This window comes from Klebsiella sp. WP3-W18-ESBL-02 (genome assembly GCF_014168815.1).
GTDB classification, from domain to species: domain Bacteria; phylum Pseudomonadota; class Gammaproteobacteria; order Enterobacterales; family Enterobacteriaceae; genus Kluyvera; species Kluyvera ascorbata_B.
Window position 1 is genome coordinate 2,753,432 of the sequence record NZ_AP021972.1, and the last position, 22,264, is coordinate 2,775,695.

General features: G+C 49.9%; 23 protein-coding genes and 1 pseudogene. 10 read left to right on the forward strand and 14 right to left on the reverse strand.

Going from position 1 to position 22,264, the window contains the following annotated elements; genetic code table 11:
- Window positions 1-14: 14 nt before the first annotated feature.
- Window positions 15-1,502: an alpha-amylase gene (gene amyA, locus H7R56_RS13235; protein WP_106929230.1), complete on the reverse strand. Its 1,488-nt coding sequence runs from the start codon at window positions 1,500-1,502 to the stop codon at window positions 15-17.
- Window positions 1,503-1,604: 102 nt separating this feature from the next.
- Here amyA and yniD point away from each other — a divergent pair, with 102 nt between their 5' ends.
- Window positions 1,605-1,712 carry a small membrane protein YniD gene (gene yniD / locus H7R56_RS13240; RefSeq protein ID WP_100249959.1) on the forward strand — a complete coding sequence of 36 codons (108 nt, stop codon included), beginning with the start codon at window positions 1,605-1,607 and terminating at the stop codon, window positions 1,710-1,712.
- Between the two features lie 238 nt (window positions 1,713-1,950).
- Here the strand turns inward: yniD and H7R56_RS13245 are convergent, their stop codons facing one another.
- The 3 genes from H7R56_RS13245 to H7R56_RS13255 form a co-directional block, all read right to left on the reverse strand.
- Complete coding sequence (locus H7R56_RS13245; RefSeq protein WP_106929232.1) at window positions 1,951-2,196, reverse strand: YdgH/BhsA/McbA family protein; 246 nt, start codon at window positions 2,194-2,196, stop codon at window positions 1,951-1,953.
- 52 nt (window positions 2,197-2,248) lie between these two features.
- Entirely contained in the window at window positions 2,249-3,280 is a 1,032-nt protein-coding gene (locus H7R56_RS13250) for an IS630-like element ISEc33 family transposase (protein WP_003033020.1), read from the reverse strand.
- Between the two features lie 337 nt (window positions 3,281-3,617).
- Window positions 3,618-4,376 (reverse strand): DUF481 domain-containing protein, encoded by a 759-nt coding sequence (locus tag H7R56_RS13255; protein WP_106930827.1) that lies wholly within the window; start codon window positions 4,374-4,376, stop codon window positions 3,618-3,620.
- Window positions 4,377-4,691: 315 nt separating this feature from the next.
- Between H7R56_RS13255 and pfkB the strand changes: the two genes are divergently transcribed.
- Window positions 4,692-5,624 carry a 6-phosphofructokinase II gene (gene pfkB, locus H7R56_RS13260; RefSeq protein WP_106930825.1) on the forward strand — a complete coding sequence of 311 codons (933 nt, stop codon included), beginning with the start codon at window positions 4,692-4,694 and terminating at the stop codon, window positions 5,622-5,624.
- 253 nt (window positions 5,625-5,877) lie between these two features.
- Window positions 5,878-6,738 carry a fructosamine kinase family protein gene (locus H7R56_RS13265; RefSeq protein ID WP_106930823.1) on the forward strand — a complete coding sequence of 287 codons (861 nt, stop codon included), beginning with the start codon at window positions 5,878-5,880 and terminating at the stop codon, window positions 6,736-6,738.
- A gap of 29 nt (window positions 6,739-6,767) precedes the next feature.
- Here the strand turns inward: H7R56_RS13265 and tonB are convergent, their stop codons facing one another.
- Entirely contained in the window at window positions 6,768-7,481 is a 714-nt protein-coding gene (tonB, locus tag H7R56_RS13270; protein WP_181358060.1) for a TonB system transport protein TonB, read from the reverse strand.
- 221 nt (window positions 7,482-7,702) lie between these two features.
- On the opposite strand from tonB, the gene H7R56_RS13275 reads away from it, so the two are divergent.
- Both H7R56_RS13275 and H7R56_RS13280 read left to right on the forward strand, forming a co-directional pair.
- A complete protein-coding gene (locus tag H7R56_RS13275; protein WP_106930819.1) occupies window positions 7,703-7,999 on the forward strand; it encodes a YciI family protein in 297 nt (98 codons plus the stop codon).
- A 204-nt stretch (window positions 8,000-8,203) separates the two neighbouring features.
- Complete coding sequence (locus H7R56_RS13280) at window positions 8,204-8,479, forward strand: hypothetical protein (RefSeq protein ID WP_106930817.1); 276 nt, start codon at window positions 8,204-8,206, stop codon at window positions 8,477-8,479.
- Between the two features lie 57 nt (window positions 8,480-8,536).
- Here the strand turns inward: H7R56_RS13280 and H7R56_RS28055 are convergent.
- Window positions 8,537-8,648, reverse strand: a pseudogene (locus H7R56_RS28055) (hypothetical protein); the annotation flags it as partial.
- Window positions 8,649-9,038: 390 nt separating this feature from the next.
- On the opposite strand from H7R56_RS28055, the gene H7R56_RS13285 reads away from it, so the two are divergent.
- The 3 genes from H7R56_RS13285 to cspF all read left to right on the forward strand — a co-directional run bounded on the left by H7R56_RS13285 (window position 9,039) and on the right by cspF (window position 11,780).
- Complete coding sequence (locus H7R56_RS13285) at window positions 9,039-10,544, forward strand: sensor domain-containing diguanylate cyclase (protein WP_106930815.1); 1,506 nt, start codon at window positions 9,039-9,041, stop codon at window positions 10,542-10,544.
- A gap of 477 nt (window positions 10,545-11,021) precedes the next feature.
- Window positions 11,022-11,186, forward strand: coding sequence for a YnfU family zinc-binding protein (locus tag H7R56_RS27680; RefSeq protein ID WP_219906276.1), 165 nt, complete (start codon window positions 11,022-11,024; stop codon window positions 11,184-11,186).
- Between the two features lie 381 nt (window positions 11,187-11,567).
- Window positions 11,568-11,780 (forward strand): cold shock-like protein CspF, encoded by a 213-nt coding sequence (cspF, locus tag H7R56_RS13290; protein WP_106930813.1) that lies wholly within the window; start codon window positions 11,568-11,570, stop codon window positions 11,778-11,780.
- Window positions 11,781-11,970: 190 nt separating this feature from the next.
- On the opposite strand, the gene H7R56_RS13295 is transcribed toward cspF, so the two are convergent.
- A complete protein-coding gene (locus H7R56_RS13295) occupies window positions 11,971-12,144 on the reverse strand; it encodes a YciY family protein (protein ID WP_015964169.1) in 174 nt (57 codons plus the stop codon).
- 143 nt (window positions 12,145-12,287) lie between these two features.
- Between H7R56_RS13295 and cls the strand changes: the two genes are divergently transcribed.
- Both cls and H7R56_RS13305 read left to right on the forward strand, forming a co-directional pair.
- On the forward strand, window positions 12,288-13,748 hold the full coding sequence (gene cls, locus H7R56_RS13300; RefSeq protein WP_106930811.1) for a cardiolipin synthase: 1,461 nt from the start codon (window positions 12,288-12,290) through the stop codon (window positions 13,746-13,748).
- Window positions 13,749-13,781: 33 nt separating this feature from the next.
- Window positions 13,782-14,111, forward strand: a complete 330-nt coding sequence (locus H7R56_RS13305) for an HI1450 family dsDNA-mimic protein (protein WP_106930809.1) — start codon at window positions 13,782-13,784, stop codon at window positions 14,109-14,111.
- A 49-nt stretch (window positions 14,112-14,160) separates the two neighbouring features.
- On the opposite strand, the gene H7R56_RS13310 is transcribed toward H7R56_RS13305, so the two are convergent.
- The 7 genes from H7R56_RS13310 to H7R56_RS13340 form a co-directional block, all read right to left on the reverse strand.
- Window positions 14,161-15,006 (reverse strand): ion transporter, encoded by an 846-nt coding sequence (locus tag H7R56_RS13310; protein ID WP_374956760.1) that lies wholly within the window; start codon window positions 15,004-15,006, stop codon window positions 14,161-14,163.
- A 51-nt stretch (window positions 15,007-15,057) separates the two neighbouring features.
- On the reverse strand, window positions 15,058-16,062 hold the full coding sequence (oppF, locus tag H7R56_RS13315) for a murein tripeptide/oligopeptide ABC transporter ATP-binding protein OppF (RefSeq protein ID WP_106930805.1): 1,005 nt from the start codon (window positions 16,060-16,062) through the stop codon (window positions 15,058-15,060).
- Window positions 16,059-17,054 carry an ABC transporter ATP-binding protein gene (locus H7R56_RS13320; protein ID WP_106930803.1) on the reverse strand — a complete coding sequence of 332 codons (996 nt, stop codon included), beginning with the start codon at window positions 17,052-17,054 and terminating at the stop codon, window positions 16,059-16,061. The genes oppF and H7R56_RS13320 overlap by 4 nt, the downstream gene beginning before the upstream one ends.
- 11 nt (window positions 17,055-17,065) lie before the next feature.
- Window positions 17,066-17,974 carry an oligopeptide ABC transporter permease OppC gene (oppC, locus tag H7R56_RS13325; protein ID WP_106930801.1) on the reverse strand — a complete coding sequence of 303 codons (909 nt, stop codon included), beginning with the start codon at window positions 17,972-17,974 and terminating at the stop codon, window positions 17,066-17,068.
- Between the two features lie 14 nt (window positions 17,975-17,988).
- Window positions 17,989-18,909 (reverse strand): oligopeptide ABC transporter permease OppB, encoded by a 921-nt coding sequence (oppB, locus tag H7R56_RS13330; protein WP_106930799.1) that lies wholly within the window; start codon window positions 18,907-18,909, stop codon window positions 17,989-17,991.
- Window positions 18,910-18,993: 84 nt separating this feature from the next.
- The gene (gene oppA, locus H7R56_RS13335) at window positions 18,994-20,625 is read right to left on the reverse strand and encodes an oligopeptide ABC transporter substrate-binding protein OppA (protein ID WP_106930797.1); all 1,632 of its coding nucleotides are present in this window, start codon (window positions 20,623-20,625) and stop codon (window positions 18,994-18,996) included.
- 759 nt (window positions 20,626-21,384) lie between these two features.
- Window positions 21,385-22,032: a YchE family NAAT transporter gene (locus H7R56_RS13340; RefSeq protein ID WP_106930795.1), complete on the reverse strand. Its 648-nt coding sequence runs from the start codon at window positions 22,030-22,032 to the stop codon at window positions 21,385-21,387.
- Window positions 22,033-22,264 lie beyond the last annotated feature (232 nt).

Sequence of the window (22,264 nt, forward strand, 5' to 3'; positions counted from 1 at the left end):
TGACTGACTGGCGCTTACAGCCCCTCCTCCATCACCCACACGCTGACGCTACCGCCATTACAGGTAAAGGTCGCCCCCCCCGCGTCGTCGGTTTCAACACACTCCTCGCGGTTATTAAGAAAATCTTTCCAGCGCTTATTGGCATAATTTTCGCCGAGCGTCAGCGTCTTTTCACCGGCGTCGCCATTAGACAGCACCACCACGCAGCCCGGCATATCTTCTGTTCCACTGCGACTAAAGGCAATGCAGTTCGGATGATCGAACCACAGGGTCTGTACACCGTGGGCGAAGCGCTGGCGGGCATGAATCAGCTCGTGTAGCTGCTCAATCACCGGCATGTCGATAACGTAGTTTTCACCGTCCCCGCCGCTATCTTCATAGTGGGCGCCAAACAGATCGGGATAAAAGACCGACGGCACGCCGTTTTCACGCAGCAGGATTAGCGCATAAGCCAGCGGTTTAAACCAGGCTTCCACCGGCGCTTCCAACGCCTGAAGCGGCTGGGTATCATGGTTCGCTACCAGCGTAACCGCATGGAACGGGTCGGCCTCTACCAACGTACCGGTAAAGATCTGGCTCATGTCATAATCGCGTCCCATGCGCGACGCATCGTGGAAATGCATTTGCAATGGAGCATCAAACAGCAGGGTTTTCCCCTCAACCTGAGCAATGTACTGCTGTAATTTCTCGACATCATGGGACCAATATTCCGCAACAACAAACAGCGGCTTGGCGGCCACTTCCTGCACGTGCTCAATCCACGCCTTATAGAACCACGCGGGGATATGTTTAACGGCATCCAGGCGAAAACCATCGCAGCCGGTCTGCTCAAGCATCCACCGTGCCCAGTATTTCAATTCTTCCGCCACCGCCTGATTGCGAAAATCAACATTTTCGCCCATCAGATAGTCATAGTTCCCCATTTCGTCGTCGACCTGATCGCTCCAGCCTTCGCCGGTATAGTCGTTCACGATTTTGAAGATGCCATCTTCGTCAGGGTTCTCGATATGGTCAATGCCGCTAAAACATCTGAAATCCCAGATAAACTGCGAGTATTTTCCTGCGCGCGCGGGAAACGTGTAGCGGGTCCACGCTTCACACTCAATGACTTCGTCATCGATTTGCGTACGATCGTCTGCATTCACGCGCTGTACGCGGATACGCTCCTTCTCATCTGCTCCCATCTTATGGTTGACGACCACGTCCATCAGCACCGCAATATCATGTTGTTTCAGGGCATCGATGGCCGCCAGCAGCTGAGATTTATCGCCATATTTGGTTGCCACCGTTCCTTTCTGATCGAACTCCCCCAAATCAAAAAGATCGTAGCTGTCATAGCCAACGGAATACCCCCCAGACGCCCCTTTGCAGGCCGGCGGCAGCCAAATCATGTTGATACCAATTTCGTTCAAGCTGGGCGCCAACGCCGCCGCTTCCAGCCACAATTCACCACCGGCGGGATAATACCAATGAAAGCATTGTAATAAGGTGGGGTTGCGCATACCTGTTCTCCGCATAAGACGACACAAGAACTATAAGAGGGAAATACGCCAGGTGCGAGATTCTGGTACACTAAGTGCATTCAACGCCAAAAGGAATGGACCATGCCAACACATCGATTTGCAAAAAAACACTGGAAAATGGTGCTAGTGCTGATCGCTATCTGTGGTGCCATGCTGTTGCTGCGATGGGCAGCAATGATTTGGGGATAATAAAACGGAAAGAATGAGGGTTGGAAAAAGTATGGTTAAAGATCATTTATATACAAAAAATGCGCTTAACCCGATTCAATTAACAATACGTGCCGTTAAAATATCCGAACTGTCGTTTTAAATATCAACATACTTAATTAGCTAAATATCAACAGCAGCAAGAAAAACCGGTACATCTCTACCCGGTTTTCTCTGCCGGTATAAAATAATTAAATCAAATTATTACAGCACAGAATGATTAATACCACTCACCCGCAACAAGGGTATGGACATTGAATGCGTCGTCCATAGAGCGGCCGGTAGACTGTGAGCCGGGGGCGATGTTAGAACCCGCTTCAACGTCATAAGCGCTGGAGATCCCCACGTGTTGAACGGTGGTGGCGTTAGTGGTACGGGCTGGCTGCGTTGCAGGTTCGGCGGCAAATACGCCGAAAGAGAGTGCTGACAGCAGAATAGCTGCAGATGCGATTTTGATATTTTTCATAATGTTTATTCTCTAACTGGATTAAGACTCTAAATAGCTGCGCCTAATACCGCTACACTTTTGCCTGACCATGTTTTCCTCCGGGGAATGGGCTGGCGGTTTCCATAAAATGGCGGACCTTTTTCAGTAACTGCCACATTGAGCGGCACTGATGATTACGGGTTATCGTGTCATGAAGTGCCTGCCATAGCCGTTCCACATGATTCACCCACGGCGAGTAAACCGGCTGGTAAATTACCCTGAACTTGGGATTTGCTTTCAACCAGCGCTGTGTTTCGCGGCTTTTATGGATAATGTAGTTATCAACGATCAGCGTGATTGTTTTCGCCCGCCGGTAAGTGGCTTTCAGGTGCTTCAGCAGAGCGATAAACAGCGCTGAACTTTTGCTGTTGCCGCCCACGTAGCTGACTTTACCCGTGCCACTGTGCAGTGCGCCGGCCAGATAGTATTTTTCGTTCTGCCCCGGCGTCACTACCCGTTTCTGCTGTCCGCGCAACTGCCAGTCCGCACCGATTTTAGGATTAAGGTGAATATCCACTTCATCTTCATAAAATACCGGATGCTCTGCGTTGCATTCATCCAGCGCTTTGTGGATTACCGCCATCTTTTCATCTTTATGTGGGTCACGGATGCGCAGAGTTGGCGCGGCCCTGCGCCATACAAGCCCCGCAGATGGCAACCAGCGGCGAACGGTTCCTGCATGTAACTGGCAACCGGTTATCTCATTGATTTTTATTGCCAGTAATTCGGTGCTCCAGCGTGAACGTTGATAACCAAAATCGCCGGGAGAATGCTTTATCAGCTCACGTAACAGGGTGCAGATATGTTCAAAAGGCCAGCGTCGGGAGCGCCCTGCGGGTAAGGATTTCAGGCCTTCAATACCTGAGTGCGTAAACCAGTTAATCCAGCGACCAACGGATGAACGGGCACAACAGAGAGTTCTGGCAACATCGCTGACCCGTTCACCCCGATGAAGCATCAGCATGGCCGTGAGTCTGCGGGCATGATTTTTATCGCGCGTTTTATGAATAGCTTTCTGCATCAGGCGTCGTTCGCCACGGGGTATTGGTGCTATGATCGGCATCGCTCAGTCCGGTTGGTGGTTTTGGTTGGTTTGGCGAATGATCAGATCGCGCAATCCGGGCTGAGTTCCCTTTCAGTGATCTACTATTCCGCGCAGCTATTTAGACTGCCAGGCATCATTTCGCCCTTGAACATAGTCTAGATCCAGATCACACTTTTGACTAGTCAAAATATTTAGCTATTCGTGTCAAATTTACTGAATATATGTCTAAAACGGCAAATATGGAGATATTATGGAGGGAGTGTATTTTTAATTAAATAAAACAGCGGTTGAATTTAAGAATAACACAATACGCTAAACTGAAAATACAGGCCGGAAGAAAACCGGCCCATAAATATTACATGGTATAACCCAGCGTCAGAGAAGTGCGGCGATCGGTGTGATTCGGCGCAGTTTCCGGCGGCTCAGAGTTCCAGGTGACGTTGTAAGCCACCTTCAGACCGAAGTGTGCGTTGATTGCCACGTTCAGCGCGGTCTCTGAGTTCACGGTGGTATCATCAGCCCCCAGGACGGATACGCCCTGAGTAAATTTGGCGGTGTCGGTCATCTGCCACGCGTAGGCAGCAGAAGCGTAGCCGAGCGCCTGGGTTTCCGTGTTGCCATCGGTATATTCGTCATAGCGAACCCCTGGACCAAATTCAAAGCGGAAGCTGTGAATAGGGCCATTCAGGAACTGACGACCATAACCAGCCGTGAAGACATCTCGTTCATGATAGCCGTTATAGCGGTCAGTCAACCAGCTGGCCTGACCGAACAGATAGTCTTGATTCGTCATGTTATAACGACTACGGCCGCCAACGGCGTACTTTTCAGAAGATCGTTCATCGTTAGCCGAAGTATTGCTGGCATTGCCCCACAGGGACCATGCTGTCGTATCGCCGTACCAGGTCAGCGTCGTATCAGCGGTGGCTGACGAGCTTTTAGTATTACCTGATTGCGCGAGGTAGCCCGCATTCACGTTACCTTCAAAAGGTTTCTTAGCGGCTGTTGGGTCATCCATGACAGTAAAAACGGTATCACTGGCGGTTGCATACGCAGACGCAAACACGCCCCCCAGCAGCACAACCGCTGCCGGTACTGTCTTCAAAAGCTTCATTTATTATGAGTCCGTACAACAAAAAAGGAGACGCTTACGTCCCGGAAACTTTCGCGAGGATCAACGACGGGGTGGTCCATAGAAAGGCAACAAATTATAAAAAGCCACGTATAACATAGCAATCCTAATCTGCTGTCATTTTTTGAATAAGAGCGTTCTTAAACCGCATTTTATTTCATAATAAAAGTAAGCATTTATTTACTCTTTTCTATAAAAATCATGCCGTTGTTGCTTTATTTATTGTTACCCAGGTGCCAGACTTACCTCTACATGTGTTTCGAGCCGCTCATTAGCTCATAAATGGAGTTTATAGCTATGGTTAAAATTTACACACTCACGTTCGCCCCTTCTCTCGACAGCGCGACCCAAACGCCGCAAATCTATCCTGAGGGGAAACTCCGCTGTAGCGCACCCATTTTTGAACCGGGCGGCGGTGGGATTAACGTTGCACGGGCGATAACCTTCCTTGGCGGCAACGCCACCGCCCTCTTCCCGGCGGGCGGCGCAACGGGCGAACATCTGGTTACGCTGCTGCAGACTGAACATGTTCCCGTCGTGACCATTGCCTCGCGTGAATGGACGCGTCAGAACCTGCACGTACACATTGATGCCAGCGGCGAGCAGTACCGTTTTGTGATGCCGGGCGCTGCGTTACATGATGACGAAATTCAGGCGCTTCAGACGCAGGTGTTACAGATTCCCCCGGGCTCGTTATTAGTCATCAGCGGCAGTTTACCGCCCGGCGTTTCACTGCTGCAATTTGTCGCCCTGATCCGTGCCGCTCAACAGCACGGATTACGCTGCATTATCGACAGTTCCGGCGAGGCGCTCACGGCCGCGCTGGAGATTGGCAATATCGAGCTGGTAAAACCGAATCAAAAAGAGCTAAGTGCGCTGGTACAGCGCGATTTAAGCCAGCCGGACGACGTCCGCAACGCCGCGCAGGAACTGGTCCGCAGTGGAAAAGCCCACCGTGTCGTGGTGTCGCTAGGTGCCCAAGGGGCGCTGGCCGTTGACGCGCATAGCTGCGTGCAAGTTGTCCCGCCCCCCATTAAAAGCCAAAGCACCGTTGGCGCGGGCGACAGCATGGTCGGCGCGATGACGTTGAAACTGGCGGAAAACGCCAGCCTGCAGGACATGGTTCGCTACGGTGTGGCAGCAGGCAGCGCCGCGACGCTTAATCAAGGCACCCGCCTGTGCTCGCGCGAGAATACGCAAAAGATCTACGACTACCTGCAATCGCACTAAATGTGCAGGAAAACGCCCCTGCGGGCTAACCCGCAGGTCGCTAAATTGTTGTAATCAACTATGCTAAGCAAACTCCATTGTTAACAATCGAGTGTCTCCGCTGGTTGAGTCACCATACGTCTGTAGCAGAAACGTTATTACGTCGCTTCTGCTTTCTACATTCTTTTTACCCGTTGTGCGGTATAGCTCGAATTTTTACCCGGCAGTAATGCGCTAACCTTATGATACGGCAGAAAACATGGGGAGAGACATCATGTGGCAAGCGATCAGTAGCCTGTTAGGCGAGCAACTCGGAAGTGGCGAAATCGATCTGCGTAATGAACTGCCCGGCGGAGAAATTCACGCCGCGTGGCATATGCGTTATGCCGGTCGTGATTTTTTCGTGAAGTGCGATGAACGTGAATTGTTGCCCATTTTTACCGCAGAGGCCGACCAGCTGGAGCTGCTCTCTCGCAGTAAAACGGTGTCTGTCCCAGAGGTCTTCGTCGTCGGCGCAGACCGCGACTACAGTTTCCTGGTGATGGAATATCTCCCGCCTCGTCCGCTGGACGCGCACAATGCCTTCCTGCTGGGTCAACAGCTGGCGCACTTACATCAGTGGAGCGATCAGCCGCAGTTCGGTCTCGATTTTGATAACGATCTCTCCACTACCCCGCAGCCCAACGCCTGGCAGCGTCGCTGGTCGACATTCTTTTCCGAGCAGCGCATCGGCTGGCAGCTCGAGCTGGCGGCGGAAAAAGGCATGGAGTTTGGCGATATCGACGCGATCGTCGATCACGTGCAGCAGCGCCTGAGCGCACATCAGCCTCAGCCTTCTCTGCTGCACGGCGATTTGTGGTCAAATAACTGCGCGCTTGGGCCGAACGGGCCCTACATTTTTGATCCTGCCTGCTACTGGGGAGACCGTGAGTGCGATCTGGCCATGCTGCCGCTGCATCCGGATCGCCCACCGCAGATCTACGATGGCTATCAGTCGGTGTCCCCGCTTCCGACCGATTTTCTCGACCGTCAGCCCATTTACCAGCTCTATACGCTGATTAACCGCGCTATTCTTTTTGGCGGCCAGCACTTCGTCGCCGCGCAGAAGGCGCTGGATAAAGTCCTCGCCGTATAACGACAAAGCCCCCTTTCGGGGGCTTTCGCTTAATTCATCTGCACGCCTTTCAGGCGGAATTCAATATTCATAATCAATCCCGTCCCCGGTTTCCCGGCTTCGTAACGCCATTTACGCATCGCCGTTTTCACGTCGCGTTCAAACATATTGGATGGCTGCGCCGAGAGTATTTCCACATTCTCCACACGACCATCGGCGGTCACGTCGAATTTGACCCGCACTTTACCTTCAATACGCAGCGCCTGAGCGCGCGTCGGGTACCCCGGCTGAGGACGATTCAGCGCTCGCGGACCGGTTGGTGCATTCACCGACGGCGCGCTGGCCCCGGGAAGATTGTTCGCTACTGAACTTGCCGGTGGCGCATCGCGGTTGACCGTTGACAGCGGACGAGATTCAACCGGCCGCACTTCTTGCTTCGGTTGCTCAATTTTTTTCACCGGTTTTGGCTTCGGTTTCGGTTTTGGCTTCGGTTTATGGATCACCACCGGCGCCTGCGGCACTTCAGGAATAGGCTCTGGTTCCGGCTCAGGTTCCGGTTCAACGACAGGCTGGGGCTGAACCACGGCCTGAGGCGGTTCTAAATCGGCAGGGGCCACCATCGTGACCGTAATCGGCTGCGCGGGCGCGGGCAGTTCAATAACCTGATGTACCGAGGTATACAGCAGACCGGCCACGACGGCGCCATGGATGCCAACTGAGAGCAACGTCGGCCAGGGAAACCGGCGAGGTAAATCATAGGTCATTGCAGTCATAGTCGTTACAGTTGAAAAATGAGAGCTCAATTTTAAATGCAAATAGCAATCATATTCAATAAGACATCTTATCTTCGGTCAATTTTCTCCCGCAGTTGCCCAAAAAGCGCGCACCGATTTCCCTCTTTTTACGGCAGTGCAACTTTGCATTGCAGTCACCGACGCTTTCCCTTACCGTAATCCGCAAACTATTTTAAACAGGAGTTCTGCCCGTGCTTTACGTCATTTATGCCCAGGATGTCGCCGACTCTCTTGAAAAACGTCTTGCCGTTCGCCCTGCTCATCTGGCCCGTTTGCAACTGCTGCACGATGAAGGCCGTCTGCTGACCGCTGGCCCAATGCCTGCAGTCGACAGCAACGATCCGGGCGCCGCAGGTTTCAGCGGTTCCACGGTTATTGCAGAATTTGAATCTCTTGAAGCCGCCCAGTCCTGGGCCCAGGACGACCCGTACGTGGCGGCCGGAGTCTATCAGCAGGTTTGGGTAAAACCGTATAAAAAGGTATTTTGATAATAAATAATCAATAAATACAATACATTAAAAAAGACACTGCCTTGACTTTAATTCTTAAGGGCGCAAACAAGTACACAATGTTTGTGCCCTTAACTTTACCCTCGATTTGCCTTCCACCGGGTTCAACGTGTTGTTTGCTAATGACATACTTGAAGTATAAGTGCCTGGTCTGCCATTTTGAAAGATAAGGTTATTGTCTGAATGAGTACTTTAGATGCGCTAGCTGCTTTGGCTTTTTGTCTGTGCGGCCTCTTCTATATCTGTCATACAGGAAGAGCTATCCAAACTGGCGTTTTCATTGGCTGGTACAAGGGCTCGTATGAAAAATACTATATCTACCGCGCAAAAGAACCCTGGAATTTCTATTTTAACGTTATCGGGATGGCGGTAATAGGCGCGCTGCTTTTCGCAATAGGAGTTGTTATATTCGATGAAAGTCTTCAGGTTTTTCTATATATGAGGTCGCTATCGGTGTAAGAATAAGATTGTTCACCTACGGATCCAGTGCGCCGTCTCGATGACCTCCCAGTCTGGTTTTACCATACTTTCCGTATTCTCCAAATCCCGTATCAACTCAGGGATTCTACCCGGTGATGCTCCTTGTAATATCATCAGATATGCGTATTACCAGGCCACAGCATTCTGATTTTTTGAATGACTTTCAAAACATCCTGGCTGAGGCCCGGCGTGGGTTGTTCCGGTGAATGTTATTAACGCTGCATTGCCATTCCACCAGGCCAAACCAACCAAATAACAGGAAGTTAATCTTCCGCTGATTTCCACCAAAAGAACCACCCCTCTTCCCTTCAGGCTGTAAAGCACGCTGAGCCTAATGCGATATACGTATTTGAATGACCGCTTGCTCACAAAAATTAACTATAGGCAAAAACGATCGATACATAAATATTGATCGTTAATGACAATCAATGATATAGTTACAATAAAAATAAAACGTGGTTTCGAAAAAATAAATACGTTTTTATTAAGTACATTTATTTTGCATGGATGTAGATATTAACAAGCTCTGGAGTAATTTATGATTGGTAGTTTAAGTTTTAAGAGACCATTAAATTTTATATTTACGATACTTGCCGTATGCGTATTTCTCTCTAGTCTTGTGCTAGTTCTATTGCAGAAAAATCATATATTCAAACATTATCACTCTCTGCATAATACGCATACGCAAAATATTGCGTCATTTATTCAGAAAGACATAAATGCTAACGAAGAGTCTCTGTTATATCTAAAATCAGAGCTTATTGAAAAATACAAAGAAAAAAACAGCAAAATGAGTGACGGTGAATTATCGGCGTTTTTGACAAGTCATCTAAGGTTACTACCCGACATCCTGGCAATCATTACGTCTACTCCTGAAGACAGAGAGGTTCATGTTCCTTATGCATCAAGCACTGATTCAGTCGATCATAAAACGCGGCCATGGTATATCGCAGGTCAAATCAGCGCCGGTGATGTAGTATTTACTGAACCTTATACTGACCTGAATACATCAAGAAAAATATATTCAATGTCACTACCGGTCAGTGGCAGTGACGGTAAACATTTTGGTGTTGTTTCGTTCGACATTGATGTTATCAAAGGAGAGCGCTCATTAAAGAAACTGGCCTCACCGTTGCCGAACACTAAGTATCTCATAACCAGAGAGGGTTCTGTCGTACTCAGTTCAGATAGCAAAGATGAACTGACGCATATTCCTGATGTGATGTCCAATATCGGTGAGTACAATGGTACATTTTACCTTCCCGATACTAAGGCATATTATTACTATTATCATATTAGCCATCCGGATTGGTATCTGTTGATTAAAGTAGACCGTTCAGAATACAGCAATATCGCTTATAATAAAAACTTCCCAATTTTCATTATAACAACGATCTTACTACTTGTTCTCGCCACCTGCTGGTGGTCAATGAGGACAATACTTAACAATATATATATCCGTATTACGGGTTCCATACAGAATGGAATTATTGAGAAGAAAGCTGCTGACGAACTGCTCGTCGAGCAAATAAAAAACACCACCCTCCAGATGGATCACGTCAAATCAGAGTCGTTAACTGACAGCCTTACTGGTTTAAAAAATCGCCGTGCGTTTGACGCTGACATTCAGAAAAAAAGCAGTAATAACAATGCCATTCTTGCCTTGATAGATATTGATAATTTCAAACTGATTAATGATAGCTTTGGTCATACAACCGGAGATATCGTGCTCAAAACGGTTGCAAGCTTTGGAATGCGCTTGTGCGGGCTATCTGACATCACTTTGTATCGCTACGGTGGTGAGGAAATTGCTGTAATCTTTACCGATGTGAATTTAGATGATGCTATCAAGTGGCTGGAAAACTGGAAAAATGAAGTTAAGCATCGTCAATTCAGAGAGCCAAACCTGAAAGTGACGTTCAGTGGCGGGGTTTGCGTGCTGAGCGATAAAAAAACTGAAGATGCCATCGCTATCGCTGACGGCTACCTGTACCAGGCGAAATCTATGGGTAAAGATAGAATATATGATGGAACAAAAATTTAATCAGCGTTTAGCCGTATAAACTTATACATTGTCAGTATAAAGCAATAATCCTCTTATGCTTAGGGGATTACTGCTCAAACTAATCTCTGTATTGAGTAATATCTTGCTTGATAATATCCGAAAAGATAACCAGCACAGTCCTCCGTTGTGCTAAACGCCATGCCGCACACCAGGAATTTTATCACTGGCATTCATAGACCCATTAAAGACCATATTGGTTTTACAAAAAATACACTTCGCACCAAATGGGTTTTTCTCTGAGACATCAAACGCTGACATTCGATATTGAGAGCCATGGCAACATGGGCATCTAAAATGAATATTTAAATTAATACTATATACCTCTTTTTGAAGGTTTAACTTACTTTTTGTTATAAATGTGACTTTTACGTGGCAATACCGATGTAAAGCTAAAACAAAAAAGCATCCACATGCATAACCGTGTATGGTGACAGTCCATTCAATCAGGAGATGTCCATGTCCGGACGTAAGAATACACAATCAAACCGCAATTATCTGGTTAAGTGCCTATGCCCAAACTGCTCGAAGAACTCAGAGCATAGTTTTACTCGAGTTCAGAAGGGCTCACAGTTAGTCTGCCCGTATTGCAATAGTTTATTCAAATCCTCGCCGAACATCTAAAAATACGCGGTGGCCAAATGTTCTCATGGCGTTAACTAAAATCCTCATTTGGCAATCAAATTTGTATGCAATCATTCTTGAAAACATACCGACTTCTTTTACGTATGTTAATTTCGATGATTGCTATAAACACATAGTACTGTACGTTGAACTCAAAGGAAGGAGATATCAGCGATAGCGCCAGACGATGAAGGTTATACAGAAGAATATTTTACGTTTTGCTTGCGTTTCAAGCTTACGCAGCCATTAATGCATTTCCTATGCGGATTAGCAAATTTTATTTTAGCCATCCAGGAGTCCTGATTAAAATTCTGGCATAACATTAGCTTTTAATTTTTTTTAAGCGTATAGTTTGCCCGTAATTTTTAACAAGGAATCTATTTGTCTCGTAAAATGACAGGCATTGTCAAAAGTTTTGATGCTATCAGTGGTAAAGGTTTTATCACCCCTTCCGACGGTCGAAAAGACGTTCTGCTACACATTTCAGCAGTCTATTGTAGTCAATCCGAAAGCCTGATACCGGGAATCCGCGTTGAGTTTTGTCGTATCAATGGTCTCAACGGACCAGTGGCCGCAAACATCTACTTATCTTGATCTTATTTTCACCCGCAACGCAGCATGCCGTACTCACAGATACGCGTCGCGTCAGAGAGGACGGGGATTCATGGAATGGAACGTCTTTAATCGGAATACGCGAACGACAATATAAAAAGTGTTCTGATTGACGTTAACGCTGAGCCACCAGCAAAAACAGAGGGCACCCTGACGGTGCCCTTTTTTATCATCAGAGATCGTAGATGGCGAACAACAGGCAGTTACGCTGCCGACCGACCAGGCACTTTCTGATGGAGTGGATGCGCATGTTACGACGCGATTGAGCTTCCAGCCAACGCGCTTTACGGCGGCTTGCTTGTCTCAGCATCCGCCAGCGCCCCACTTCAGGTCTACTACGCTTCATTGCTCACGCTCTTGCTAAAAAAGACGCTCCATTATAGCCCCTTGCTAATCGCTGACCAGCGCTTTCTGGGTGCGTTTTTATTTGCCAGATGTCTCCTGATGCGTAAACTCTTAACATCTGGCATTCAAAAGGATTTTCGAACTATGACAACCGTGTACACCGTAGTAAGTTGGATGGCTATTCTGGGGTATTGGTTGTTAATCGCCGGGGTAACGCTGCGTATTCTGATGAAACGCCGCGCCGTGCCGTCGGCAATGGCCTGGCTGCTGATCATCTATATCCTGCCGCTGGTCGGTATTATTGCCTATCTCTCGCTGGGCGAACTGCATCTCGGCAAGCGACGCGCGGAACGTGCGCGCGCCATGTGGCCTTCCACCGCCAAATGGTTAAACGACCTGAAGGCCTGCAAACACATTTTCGCCGACGATAACAGCCAGGTCGCCTCTTCGCTGTTTAAGCTATGCGAACGCCGTCAAGGCATCGCCGGCCTGAAGGGCAATCAGCTACAGCTGCTTACCGACTCCGACGATGTCATGCAGGCGGTCATCCGCGACATCCAATTGGCGCGGCACAATATCGAAATGGTCTTTTACATCTGGCAGCCCGGCGGCATGGCCGATCAGGTAGCCGAATCGCTGATGGCCGCCGCACGTCGCGGGGTACACTGCCGCCTGATGCTCGATTCGGCTGGCAGCGTCGCCTTCTTCCGCAGCCCGTGGGCAGCGATGATGCGTAATGCAGGCATCGAGGTGGTCGAGGCGCTCAAGGTTAATCTGATGCGTGTATTTTTACGGCGCATGGATTTACGTCAGCATCGCAAAATGATCATGATCGACAACTATATTGCTTACACCGGCAGTATGAACATGGTCGACCCGCGTTTCTTTAAGCAGGACTCCGGCGTTGGCCAATGGATTGATCTGATGGCGCGAATGGAAGGGCCGATCGCCACGGGAATGGGTATTGTCTATTCCTGTGACTGGGAAATTGAAACCGGTAAGCGCATATTACCCCCTGCGCCGGACCTTAACATTATGCCCTTTGAAGAGGCCAGCGGGCATACTATTCAGACTATCGCCTCCGGCCCAGGCTTCCCTGAAGATTTGATTCATCAGGCGCTGTTGACCGCAGCCTATTCTGCTCGCGAATACCTGATTATGACGACGCCGTACTTCGTCCCCAGCGACGATCTGCTGCACGCAATCTGCACCGCCGCACAGCGTGGGGTTGATGTCAGCATTATCCTGCCGCGTAAAAACGACTCGGTGCTGGTTGGCTGGGCTAGCCGCGCCTTCTTTACCGAACTCCTGGCGGCCGGCGTCAAAATCTATCAGTTTGAAGGCGGTCTGCTGCACACCAAAAGCGTGCTGGTCGATGGCGAGCTGAGCCTTGTCGGCACGGTTAATCTCGATATGCGCAGCCTGTGGCTTAACTTTGAGATTACCCTGGTCATCGATGACAGCGGATTCGGCAGCGATCTCGCAGCCGTGCAGGATGATTATATTTCCCGCTCGCGGTTACTGGACGCGCGTTTATGGGTAAAACGTCCATTCTGGCACCGTATTGCTGAGCGACTGTTTTACTTCTTTAGCCCATTACTGTAAAACGTGCCCATCAGCACTCAACAGGTAGCCATCATGGATATGGATTTAAATAATCGTCTGACCGAAGATGAAACGCTCGAGCAGGCTTATGACATTTTTCTCGAGCTGGCGGCAGACAATCTTGACCCGGCCGACATTATTCTGTTCAACCTGCAATTTGAAGAACGCGGCGGCGCTGAGCTGTTCGATCCTTCCGAAGATTGGCAGGAGCATGTCGACTACGATCTGAACCCGGATTTCTTTGCCGAAGTGGTGATTGGCCTTGCGGATACTGACGGCGGCGAACTGAACGATATTTTTGCCCGTGTGCTGCTGTGTCGCGAAAAAGATCACAAGCTTTGCCATATTCTCTGGCGAGAATAACAACATCAAGGGCAGCCTGACTGCCCTTTTTTATGCCTGTAATACCGCCTTATTGCGGCTGATGTTGAGGAAGCGCGGTACCGCAGCTATTGCAGTAGTGCGCGCTGGGTTCATGATGCCGCTGTTTGCAGTGCGGGCAAACGCGCTCCTGGCGACGCTTTTGAAACTCGCTGGTCATCTGCGCGGTAATAATGCCGGTCGGAATGGCAATGACGGAATAGCCGATCAATATCAGTACAGAAGCCACCATTCTGCCCGCGGCGGTGTGCGGCGTAATATCGCCATAGCCCACGGTGGTCACGGTCACAATGGCCCAGTAGACCGAAGTGCTGAGCGTGGTAAAACCGTGCACCGGCCCTTCAATGCCGTACATCAGCGCACCGGACACCACCATCACAATGCCGATAAAGGCATAGAATAGAATCAGCTGATGGCGGGAATTGACGATCGCCGTCCAGAAGCTATTCAATGCGGGCATCAAGCGCAGCAGCTTCAGAATACGTAACACCCGAATAACGCGCATCGCACGCCAGGCAAACAGATATTCCACGCCTATTTCCGGCCACAGCATAATCACGTAAAACGGTAAAATTGTCGCCAGGTCGATAAAACCCCAGAAGCTAAAAACATAGCGAGCGGGATTTGGCCAGCAGAATAGCCGCAGAAAATATTCCAGCGTGAACACCAGCGTAAAGGCTATTTCCAGCCAGACAAAAGCATGCCATTCGTCGTAGCTCAGGTGGTAGGTTGTACCAATGCCCGACTCAATAAAAATAGCGCAGACGCTTAATAAGGCGAAAAAACCGCACAACGCTTCAAACCGGCGTCCGGTTCGTGTGCGTTGTTCAAAGAGCAAATGATAGAGACGATGGCGCAGAGCGCTAATACCGACCACGATGAACCCTCGTATAAAAAATAAGGGCTGGCAACCTGCCAGCCCAGATGATTATAACGGGTCAACCTTGAGACAGGAAACCGCGTGGCGGAAACTGCCTTCTAAGAGGGGGCGCGTTTGCGCACATTCTGGCCCGGCCAGCGGGCAGCGCGTACGGAATACGCAGCCTGAAGGCGGGTTAATCGGCGAAGGCAGCTCCCCTTCCAGCAATTGAATGGTTTTATTCTGCTCCAGATCCGGATCCGGAACCGGCACAGCGGACATCAGCGCCTTGGTGTACGGGTGCAGCGGGTTGTTGTACACCTCGTCATAGGTGCCCAGCTCCACCGCATGCCCCAGATACATCACCAGTACGCGATCGGAAATGTGCTTCACGACGGCCAGATCGTGGGCAATAAAGATGAGCGACAGGCCCATTTCACGCTGTAGCTGCTGCAGCAGGTTCACTACCTGTGCCTGAATCGACACATCCAACGCGGATACTGGCTCATCACAAATGATCAGCTTCGGCTCAAGAATCAACGCCCGCGCAATGCCAATACGCTGGCACTGACCGCCGGAAAACTCATGCGGGTAACGATTGACGAGGTTTGGCAGCAGCCCCACCTTCATCATCATGGCTTTCACTTTGTCACGAACTTCCTGACGCGGCATTTTCGGGTAGTAGGTGCGTAGCGGCTCGGCGATAATCTCGCCGATGGTCATACGCGGGTTCAGCGACGCCAGCGGATCCTGGAAAATCATCTGGATATCGCTGCGCACGTTGCGCCATTCATCCGGTTTCATCCCCAGCAGATCTTTCCCCAGCCAGGCGACTTTACCATCGGTCGCTTTCACCAGGCCGATAATGGCACGCGCAAAGGTGGATTTACCGCAGCCGGACTCTCCCACCACGCCCAGCGTTTCGCCTTCGTATAAACGCAGCGTCACGCCATCAACCGCTTTCAGAGTTTTTGGCGGCTGCCAGAACCACTGTTTGCCATCTTTAATCTCGAAGTGGACCTTTAAATCGGCGATTTCGAGCAGTACTTTTCTTTCGTCAGTCACGGCGCTCATACCAGTTCCCCCACGTTCTTAAAGCAGGCGCGTAAGCGGCCTGGCGCAAACTCTTCCAGCGGCGGCGCGCTGCTACACACGTCCATCGCATGCGGACAGCGCGGCTGGAACGGGCAGCCTGATGGTAAACGCAGCAGGTTTGGTGGGTTACCCGGAATGGTCAACAGCGATTCTCCTTCGCCGTCGAGACGTGGAACCGCATTCAACAGACCAATAGAATAAGGATGCGCAGGCTGATAGAAGACATCGCGCGCTTTGCCGTATTCCATGGTCCGCCCGGCGTACATCACCAGCACCTTATCGCAGATCCCGGCGACCACGCCGAGATCGTGGGTGATCATGATTATCGCCGTATTGAACTCGCGCTTAAGCTCGTTCAGCAGGGTCATGATTTGCGCCTGAACGGTCACGTCCAGTGCGGTCGTTGGCTCATCGGCAATCAGAAGTTTAGGGCGACACAACAGTGCCATAGCGATCATCACACGCTGACGCATCCCGCCGGAAAACTCGTGCGGGTACATCCTCATGCGCTTACGCGCTTCCGGCATTTTCACCGCATCCAGCATTTTCACCGATTCTTCAAACGCTTCAGCTTTTCCCATGCCTTTGTGCAGCATCAGCACTTCCATCAGCTGCTCGCCTACCCGCATATACGGGTTCAGTGAGGTCATCGGGTCCTGGAAAATCATGGAAATCTGCTCGGCGCGCAGCTTGTTAAGCGTATGCTCCGGCAGGTTCAGGATTTCTTTACCGTTAAACAGCGCCGATCCCTCAATACGCCCGTTGCTTGCCAGTAACCCCATCAACGCAAACGCGGTTTGCGACTTTCCGGAGCCGGACTCGCCGACAATCCCCAGCGTTTCGCCTGCACGCAGGCTGAAGTTGAGGTCGTTAACGGCGGTGACATCGCCGTCGGGAGTTTTGAAGGTGACGCGCAGATCTTTCACATCCAGCAGACGCTGTGACGCTGTTGCCGTTTCAATTATGCTCATGGCAACGCTCCTTAACGGTCTTTCGGGTCGAGGGCATCACGCAGGCCATCGCCGATAAAGTTAAAACAGAACAGGGTCACCACCAGGAACGCCGCCGGGAACAGCAGCAGCCATGGCGAAACTTCCATCGAGTTAGCACCGTCGCTCAGCAGAGCGCCCCAGCTGCTCAGCGGCTCTTGTGTCCCCAGTCCGAGGAAGCTGAGGAATGATTCAAACAGAATCATGCTGGGCACCAGCAGAGAGGCATACACCACTACCACCCCCAGCACGTTCGGTACGATATGGCGCACCACAATGCTGACGGTCGATACGCCGCCTACCTGGGCTGCTTCAATAAACTCTTTACGCTTCAGGCTAAGCGTCTGCCCGCGAACGATACGCGCCATATCCAGCCAGGACACCATCCCGATAGCAACAAAGATCAGCAGGATGTTTTGCCCAAAGAAGGTCACCAGCAGGATCACGAAGAACATAAACGGGAAGGAGTTGAGGATTTCCAGCAAACGCATCATTACCGAATCGATTTTCCCGCCCAGATAGCCGGAGAGCGAGCCGTACAGCGTGCCGACAACCACTGCAACCAGCGCCGCAGCGATCCCAACCATCAGAGAGATTCGCCCGCCGATTGCCACACGGACCAGCAGGTCGCGGCCGGAAGAGTCGGTACCAAAATAGTGCCCGGATTCCATATCCGGCGCATTGGACATCATGCCCCAATCGGTGTCGAAATAGGAAAACTGCGACAACATCGGCGCCAGGGTGACGAACAGCGCAATCAATACCAGCACAACCAGGCTGGCTACCGCCGCGCGGTTATGCATAAAGCGACGACGCGCGTCCTGCCACAGGCTGCGGCCTTCAACCTCAAGCTTCTCACTGAAGTTTTCCAGCGCCTCGCTGCTTTTTTTACTTAACATCATGGCGAACTCCAGCCTTAATAGCGAATTTTCGGGTCAATCACGGCGTAAAGTACGTCGACAACCGCGTTAAACAGGATCGTTAGCGCGCCAACCAGAATGGTCAGGCTCAGTACCAGGGAGTAGTCGCGGTTAAGCGCCCCGTTAACGAACAGCTGTCCAATCCCCGGCAAGCCGTAGATTGTCTCAATGACCATCGAACCGGTAATGATACCGACGAAGGCAGGCCCCATATAAGAAAGCACCGGCAGCAGCGCGGGTTTTAAAGCGTGACGGAAAATAATCCGCCGCATAGGCAACCCTTTCGCCCTTGCGGTACGAATAAAGTTGGAGTGTAAAACCTCAATCATTGAGCCACGGGTAATACGCGCAATGCTGGCAATATAGGCCAGAGAAAGCGCCACCATCGGCAGAATCATGAACTTCAGCGCCCCGCCGTTCCAGCCGCCGCCGGGCAGCCAGTGCAGTGTAATCGCGAAAATCATGACCAGCAGCGGCGCCACCACGAAGCTGGGGATAACCACCCCGGTCATCGCGACCCCCATCACCGCGTAGTCCCACTTGGTATTCTGATTAAGCGCGGCAATCACCCCCGCTGAGACGCCAAGAATAACCGCCAGCAGGAATGCCGCCGCGCCTAATTTGGCCGACACTGGCAGACTGCTCGCCACCAGATCGTTGACCGTATAATCTTTATATTTGAACGATGGCCCAAAATCGCCGTGCGCGAGCTGTTTCAGATAGCTGAAATATTGGGTGGTAATGGGATCGTTAAGGTGATATTTCGCTTCAATATTGGCCATAACCTCTGGCGGCAGCGTGCGCTCCCCCGTAAATGGGCTACCAGGCGCAAGACGCATCATAAAGAACGAAATGGTAATAAGAATAAATAACGTCGGAATCGCTTCAAGACAGCGACGGAGAATAAATTTCAACATTGCCCATACCTTTTGGCTGTGCCTGTAATAATACAATAATGCGAGACACCGTGGGGCAAGCCGAGCCTGCCCCACGTATTGCCATTAGTGCTTAATAATATACATATTTCTTGTATAAGTATTATCCAGCGGGTCTTTGCCGGTATAGCCACCGACCCATGGTTTCACCAGTCGGGCGTTTACATAGTAATAAACCGGTACAATCGCGCTGTCTTTGTCGAGCTGCTGCTCTGCTTTGCTATACAGTGCGGTACGCTGCGCTTCATCGGTCGCTTTCAGCGTTTCAGCCATGATGCTATCAAATGCCGGGCTCTTATAATGCGCGGTATTCATTGAGCTGTTAGACAACATGGTGTTCAGGAAAGAGGTGGGTTCGTTATAGTCGGCACACCAGCCTGCGCGCGCAATATCAAACGTCCCCTGGTGACGGGAATCCAGGAAGGTTTTCCACTCCTGGTTAACCAGCTTCACATCCACGCCAATGTTCTTTTTCCACAGCGATGCTGCGGCAATCGCCAGCTTCTTGTGCAGATCGGATGTGTTATACAGCAGGTTAATGGTCAGCGGTTTATCCGCGGTATAACCCGCTTCGGCCAGCAATTTCTTCGCTTCTTCGTTACGTTTGGCCTGAGTCCAACCGAACCACTCTGGTGGCGTCAGTTTTGCACCATCGGTGTAAGGTGGCGTATAGCCATAAGCCGGCATATCACCCTGTGCTTTTACCTTATTAACAATAATATCGCGATCGATACCCAGCTTCAGCGCAGTACGCACGCGCGCATCGGTAAACGGCGCTTTCTGGTTGTTAATTTCGTAGTAGTAGGTGCAGAGGTATGGGTCAACGTGAACTTCGCTCGGGATCTCTTTTTTCAGCTTCTGGAACAGTTCAATCGGCATGTTGTTATAGGTCATGTCGATTTCGCCGCTACGGTAACGGTTTACGTCCGTCACTTCAGAAGAAATTGGCAGGAAGGTAACCTGATCGATAACGGTTTTCGCGTTATTCCAGTAAGTTGGGCTGCGCTCAAGAACGATACGCTCGTTCACTACCCAATCTTTTAATTTATAAGCACCGTTGGTGACGATATTCGCCGGCTGGGTCCATTTTTCGCCATATTTTTCGATTGCTGCTTTTGGTACTGGCGAAGTGGAAGGATGCACCAGCAACTTGTAGAAATAAGGAACCGGTTCGCTTAAGGTCACTTCTAACGTATGGTCGTCAACCGCTTTTACGCCGAGATCGGTAATCGGTTTTTTACCTTCGAGGATTTCATCGATACCCGCGACATGGCCATACTGCAGGTAGCTTGCATACGGTGAAGCGGTTTTCGGGTCAACTGAACGCTGCCAGCTGTAAACAAAATCTTGTGCGGTCACCGGCGAACCGTCGGACCATTTAGCGTCTTTACGCAGATGGAAGGTCCAGACTTTAAAGTCTTTATTATCCCAGGATTCTGCTACGCCCGGTGCTGGATGGCCGTCCAGATCGCTGACCAGTAACCCTTCGAACAGATCGCGGCTAATATTGGACTCTGGAACACCTTCGATCTTATGCGGGTCAAGAGATTGCACTTCGGAACCGTTATTACGAACCAGGGTTTGCTTTTCTGCCAGCTGCACACCCGCGGGTACTTCTGCAGCCATAGCCGCGTTCCCTGCGATCAGCGCGGTGAGAATACCTGCCGCAACCAAACTTCTTTTTGTGATGATGGACATTGTGTTGATACTCCGTTCATTATTATTACTGACTGAAGTCAGCCTGTTTTAGTCCCCTTGCGGGTTCCTGTACAGCGCAGGAGATTTTTGCGTCTGCCAGGTCATTTACTGCCTGCTATCACCGACTTTTTTATTACGGTCGCTCTTTGTGGCAACCTGACGTCGATTCATTAAAGCCTCCCCCTGTCGGGACGCTTTTCTTATTCTGTTCATCACTGTTTACAAATAGAAACAGTTATCGTTTACATTACGTTATCCGCAAATAACTTAGGCCGGAAAGTACCAAATGACGATTATCACCGCCAATATAATTTGCAAATTTGTTAACCAATTCTCTTTTGCGCAGCATCCCACCCGCAGCAGGACAGCCTATAGAGAAAGCACCTAATCATGAAATCCATAAATTTCAGATAGATATGCAAAAATCTTTCGTATGACTCAACGCGTCAGCGTCGGAGGCGATTTTTTGCACAAAAACTTAACAGTTGCTCAATTTTTAGCACATAACTCTGCTGTGAAACTGAAATTACTAATATCATTTCAATTATCTAACGGCAAGCCCCAGAGTATCGTGTGAGAGAAATAACATTTCTATGCGGGAAGCAAGAAGATGAGGAAATGCATATCGCATTGATATTAATGGTTATTTTAGAATCATTCGAATTAATTATTTCTGTATCGGCATGATAAATGAACGATATGATTTTGTGATATTAACGGCAACAATAGATGTTAACATCCATTGCCGCCGTAGAATATTTAACCGACCAACCCCGGAAAGATGGATTTGATACCGGTCACAATAAATTCGATGCCAAGCGCCATCAATAATAGGCCCATGATACGGGTGACGACGTTAATTCCGGTTTGCCCCAGCATACGTACCAGCCAGGGAGAAATACGGAAAATGCCCCAACAGCACCAGGCAAACAGCGCAATAGATAAAGAAAAGCCGAGCAGATAAGTGAGCGAATGGTAGCGGGTACCCCAAACGATTGTCGAACTTATGGCCCCCGGCCCCGCCATCAGCGGCAGCGCCAACGGCACAACCCCCAGGCTTTCACGTACGGCGGTTTCTGATTTTTCCTGCTTGTTCTGCTTATCTTCCCCCAGCTTGCCGCTGATCATCGACATGGCAATCGATACGACCAGGATCCCGCCGGCAATGCGGAACGAATCGATGGAAATGCCGAACAGTTGCAGGATGAAATCCCCAAGGAAAAGCGAGGTCAGCAGAATAATTGCCACCGACAGGCTTGCCGTCAGGTTGGTTTTATTACGCACCGCCGCCGTTTGATAACTCGTCAGGCTGATAAAAACGGGTATCAGCCCAACCGGGTTCACCAACGCAAACAGCCCAATAAAGAACTTAAAGAAGATAGGAAAATCAAACAGCGTTTGAATCACGTGAACCCCGGAGCATCATTAAAAGTTGTAGTTGACGAACTGCAAATCGCGAGTCGCGCAGACAATACCCTTTTTATTAGCCATGTTCATTAGAATTATCCATAAAAATGAGGCAAAAACAGAGTGTTATGCATTTGTATAAAGTATGCTAATGTTTACACCACCAATACCCACCAATGATTAACAGTTTATACAATTTGCTAAAATCGGCCTGCTGAAAGGTGTCAGCTTG

Excerpts from the sequence above, each read along its gene's own strand:
- amyA (WP_106929230.1), bottom strand. The coding sequence starts at position 1,502 with ATGCGCAACCCCACCTTATTACAATGCTTTCATTGGTATTATCCCGCC.
- yniD (WP_100249959.1), top strand. The coding sequence starts at position 1,605 with ATGCCAACACATCGATTTGCAAAAAAACACTGGAAAATGGTGCTAGTG.
- H7R56_RS13245 (WP_106929232.1), bottom strand. The coding sequence starts at position 2,196 with ATGAAAAATATCAAAATCGCATCTGCAGCTATTCTGCTGTCAGCACTC.
- H7R56_RS13250 (WP_003033020.1), bottom strand. The coding sequence starts at position 3,280 with ATGCCGATCATAGCACCAATACCCCGTGGCGAACGACGCCTGATGCAG.
- H7R56_RS13255 (WP_106930827.1), bottom strand. The coding sequence starts at position 4,376 with ATGAAGCTTTTGAAGACAGTACCGGCAGCGGTTGTGCTGCTGGGGGGC.
- pfkB (WP_106930825.1), top strand. The coding sequence starts at position 4,692 with ATGGTTAAAATTTACACACTCACGTTCGCCCCTTCTCTCGACAGCGCG.
- H7R56_RS13265 (WP_106930823.1), top strand. The coding sequence starts at position 5,878 with ATGTGGCAAGCGATCAGTAGCCTGTTAGGCGAGCAACTCGGAAGTGGC.
- tonB (WP_181358060.1), bottom strand. The coding sequence starts at position 7,481 with ATGACCTATGATTTACCTCGCCGGTTTCCCTGGCCGACGTTGCTCTCA.
- H7R56_RS13280 (WP_106930817.1), top strand. The coding sequence starts at position 8,204 with ATGAGTACTTTAGATGCGCTAGCTGCTTTGGCTTTTTGTCTGTGCGGC.
- H7R56_RS13285 (WP_106930815.1), top strand. The coding sequence starts at position 9,039 with ATGATTGGTAGTTTAAGTTTTAAGAGACCATTAAATTTTATATTTACG.
- H7R56_RS27680 (WP_219906276.1), top strand. The coding sequence starts at position 11,022 with ATGTCCGGACGTAAGAATACACAATCAAACCGCAATTATCTGGTTAAG.
- H7R56_RS13295 (WP_015964169.1), bottom strand. The coding sequence starts at position 12,144 with ATGAAGCGTAGTAGACCTGAAGTGGGGCGCTGGCGGATGCTGAGACAA.
- cls (WP_106930811.1), top strand. The coding sequence starts at position 12,288 with ATGACAACCGTGTACACCGTAGTAAGTTGGATGGCTATTCTGGGGTAT.
- H7R56_RS13305 (WP_106930809.1), top strand. The coding sequence starts at position 13,782 with ATGGATATGGATTTAAATAATCGTCTGACCGAAGATGAAACGCTCGAG.
- oppF (WP_106930805.1), bottom strand. The coding sequence starts at position 16,062 with ATGAGCGCCGTGACTGACGAAAGAAAAGTACTGCTCGAAATCGCCGAT.
- H7R56_RS13320 (WP_106930803.1), bottom strand. The coding sequence starts at position 17,054 with ATGAGCATAATTGAAACGGCAACAGCGTCACAGCGTCTGCTGGATGTG.
- oppC (WP_106930801.1), bottom strand. The coding sequence starts at position 17,974 with ATGATGTTAAGTAAAAAAAGCAGCGAGGCGCTGGAAAACTTCAGTGAG.
- oppB (WP_106930799.1), bottom strand. The coding sequence starts at position 18,909 with ATGTTGAAATTTATTCTCCGTCGCTGTCTTGAAGCGATTCCGACGTTA.
- oppA (WP_106930797.1), bottom strand. The coding sequence starts at position 20,625 with ATGTCCATCATCACAAAAAGAAGTTTGGTTGCGGCAGGTATTCTCACC.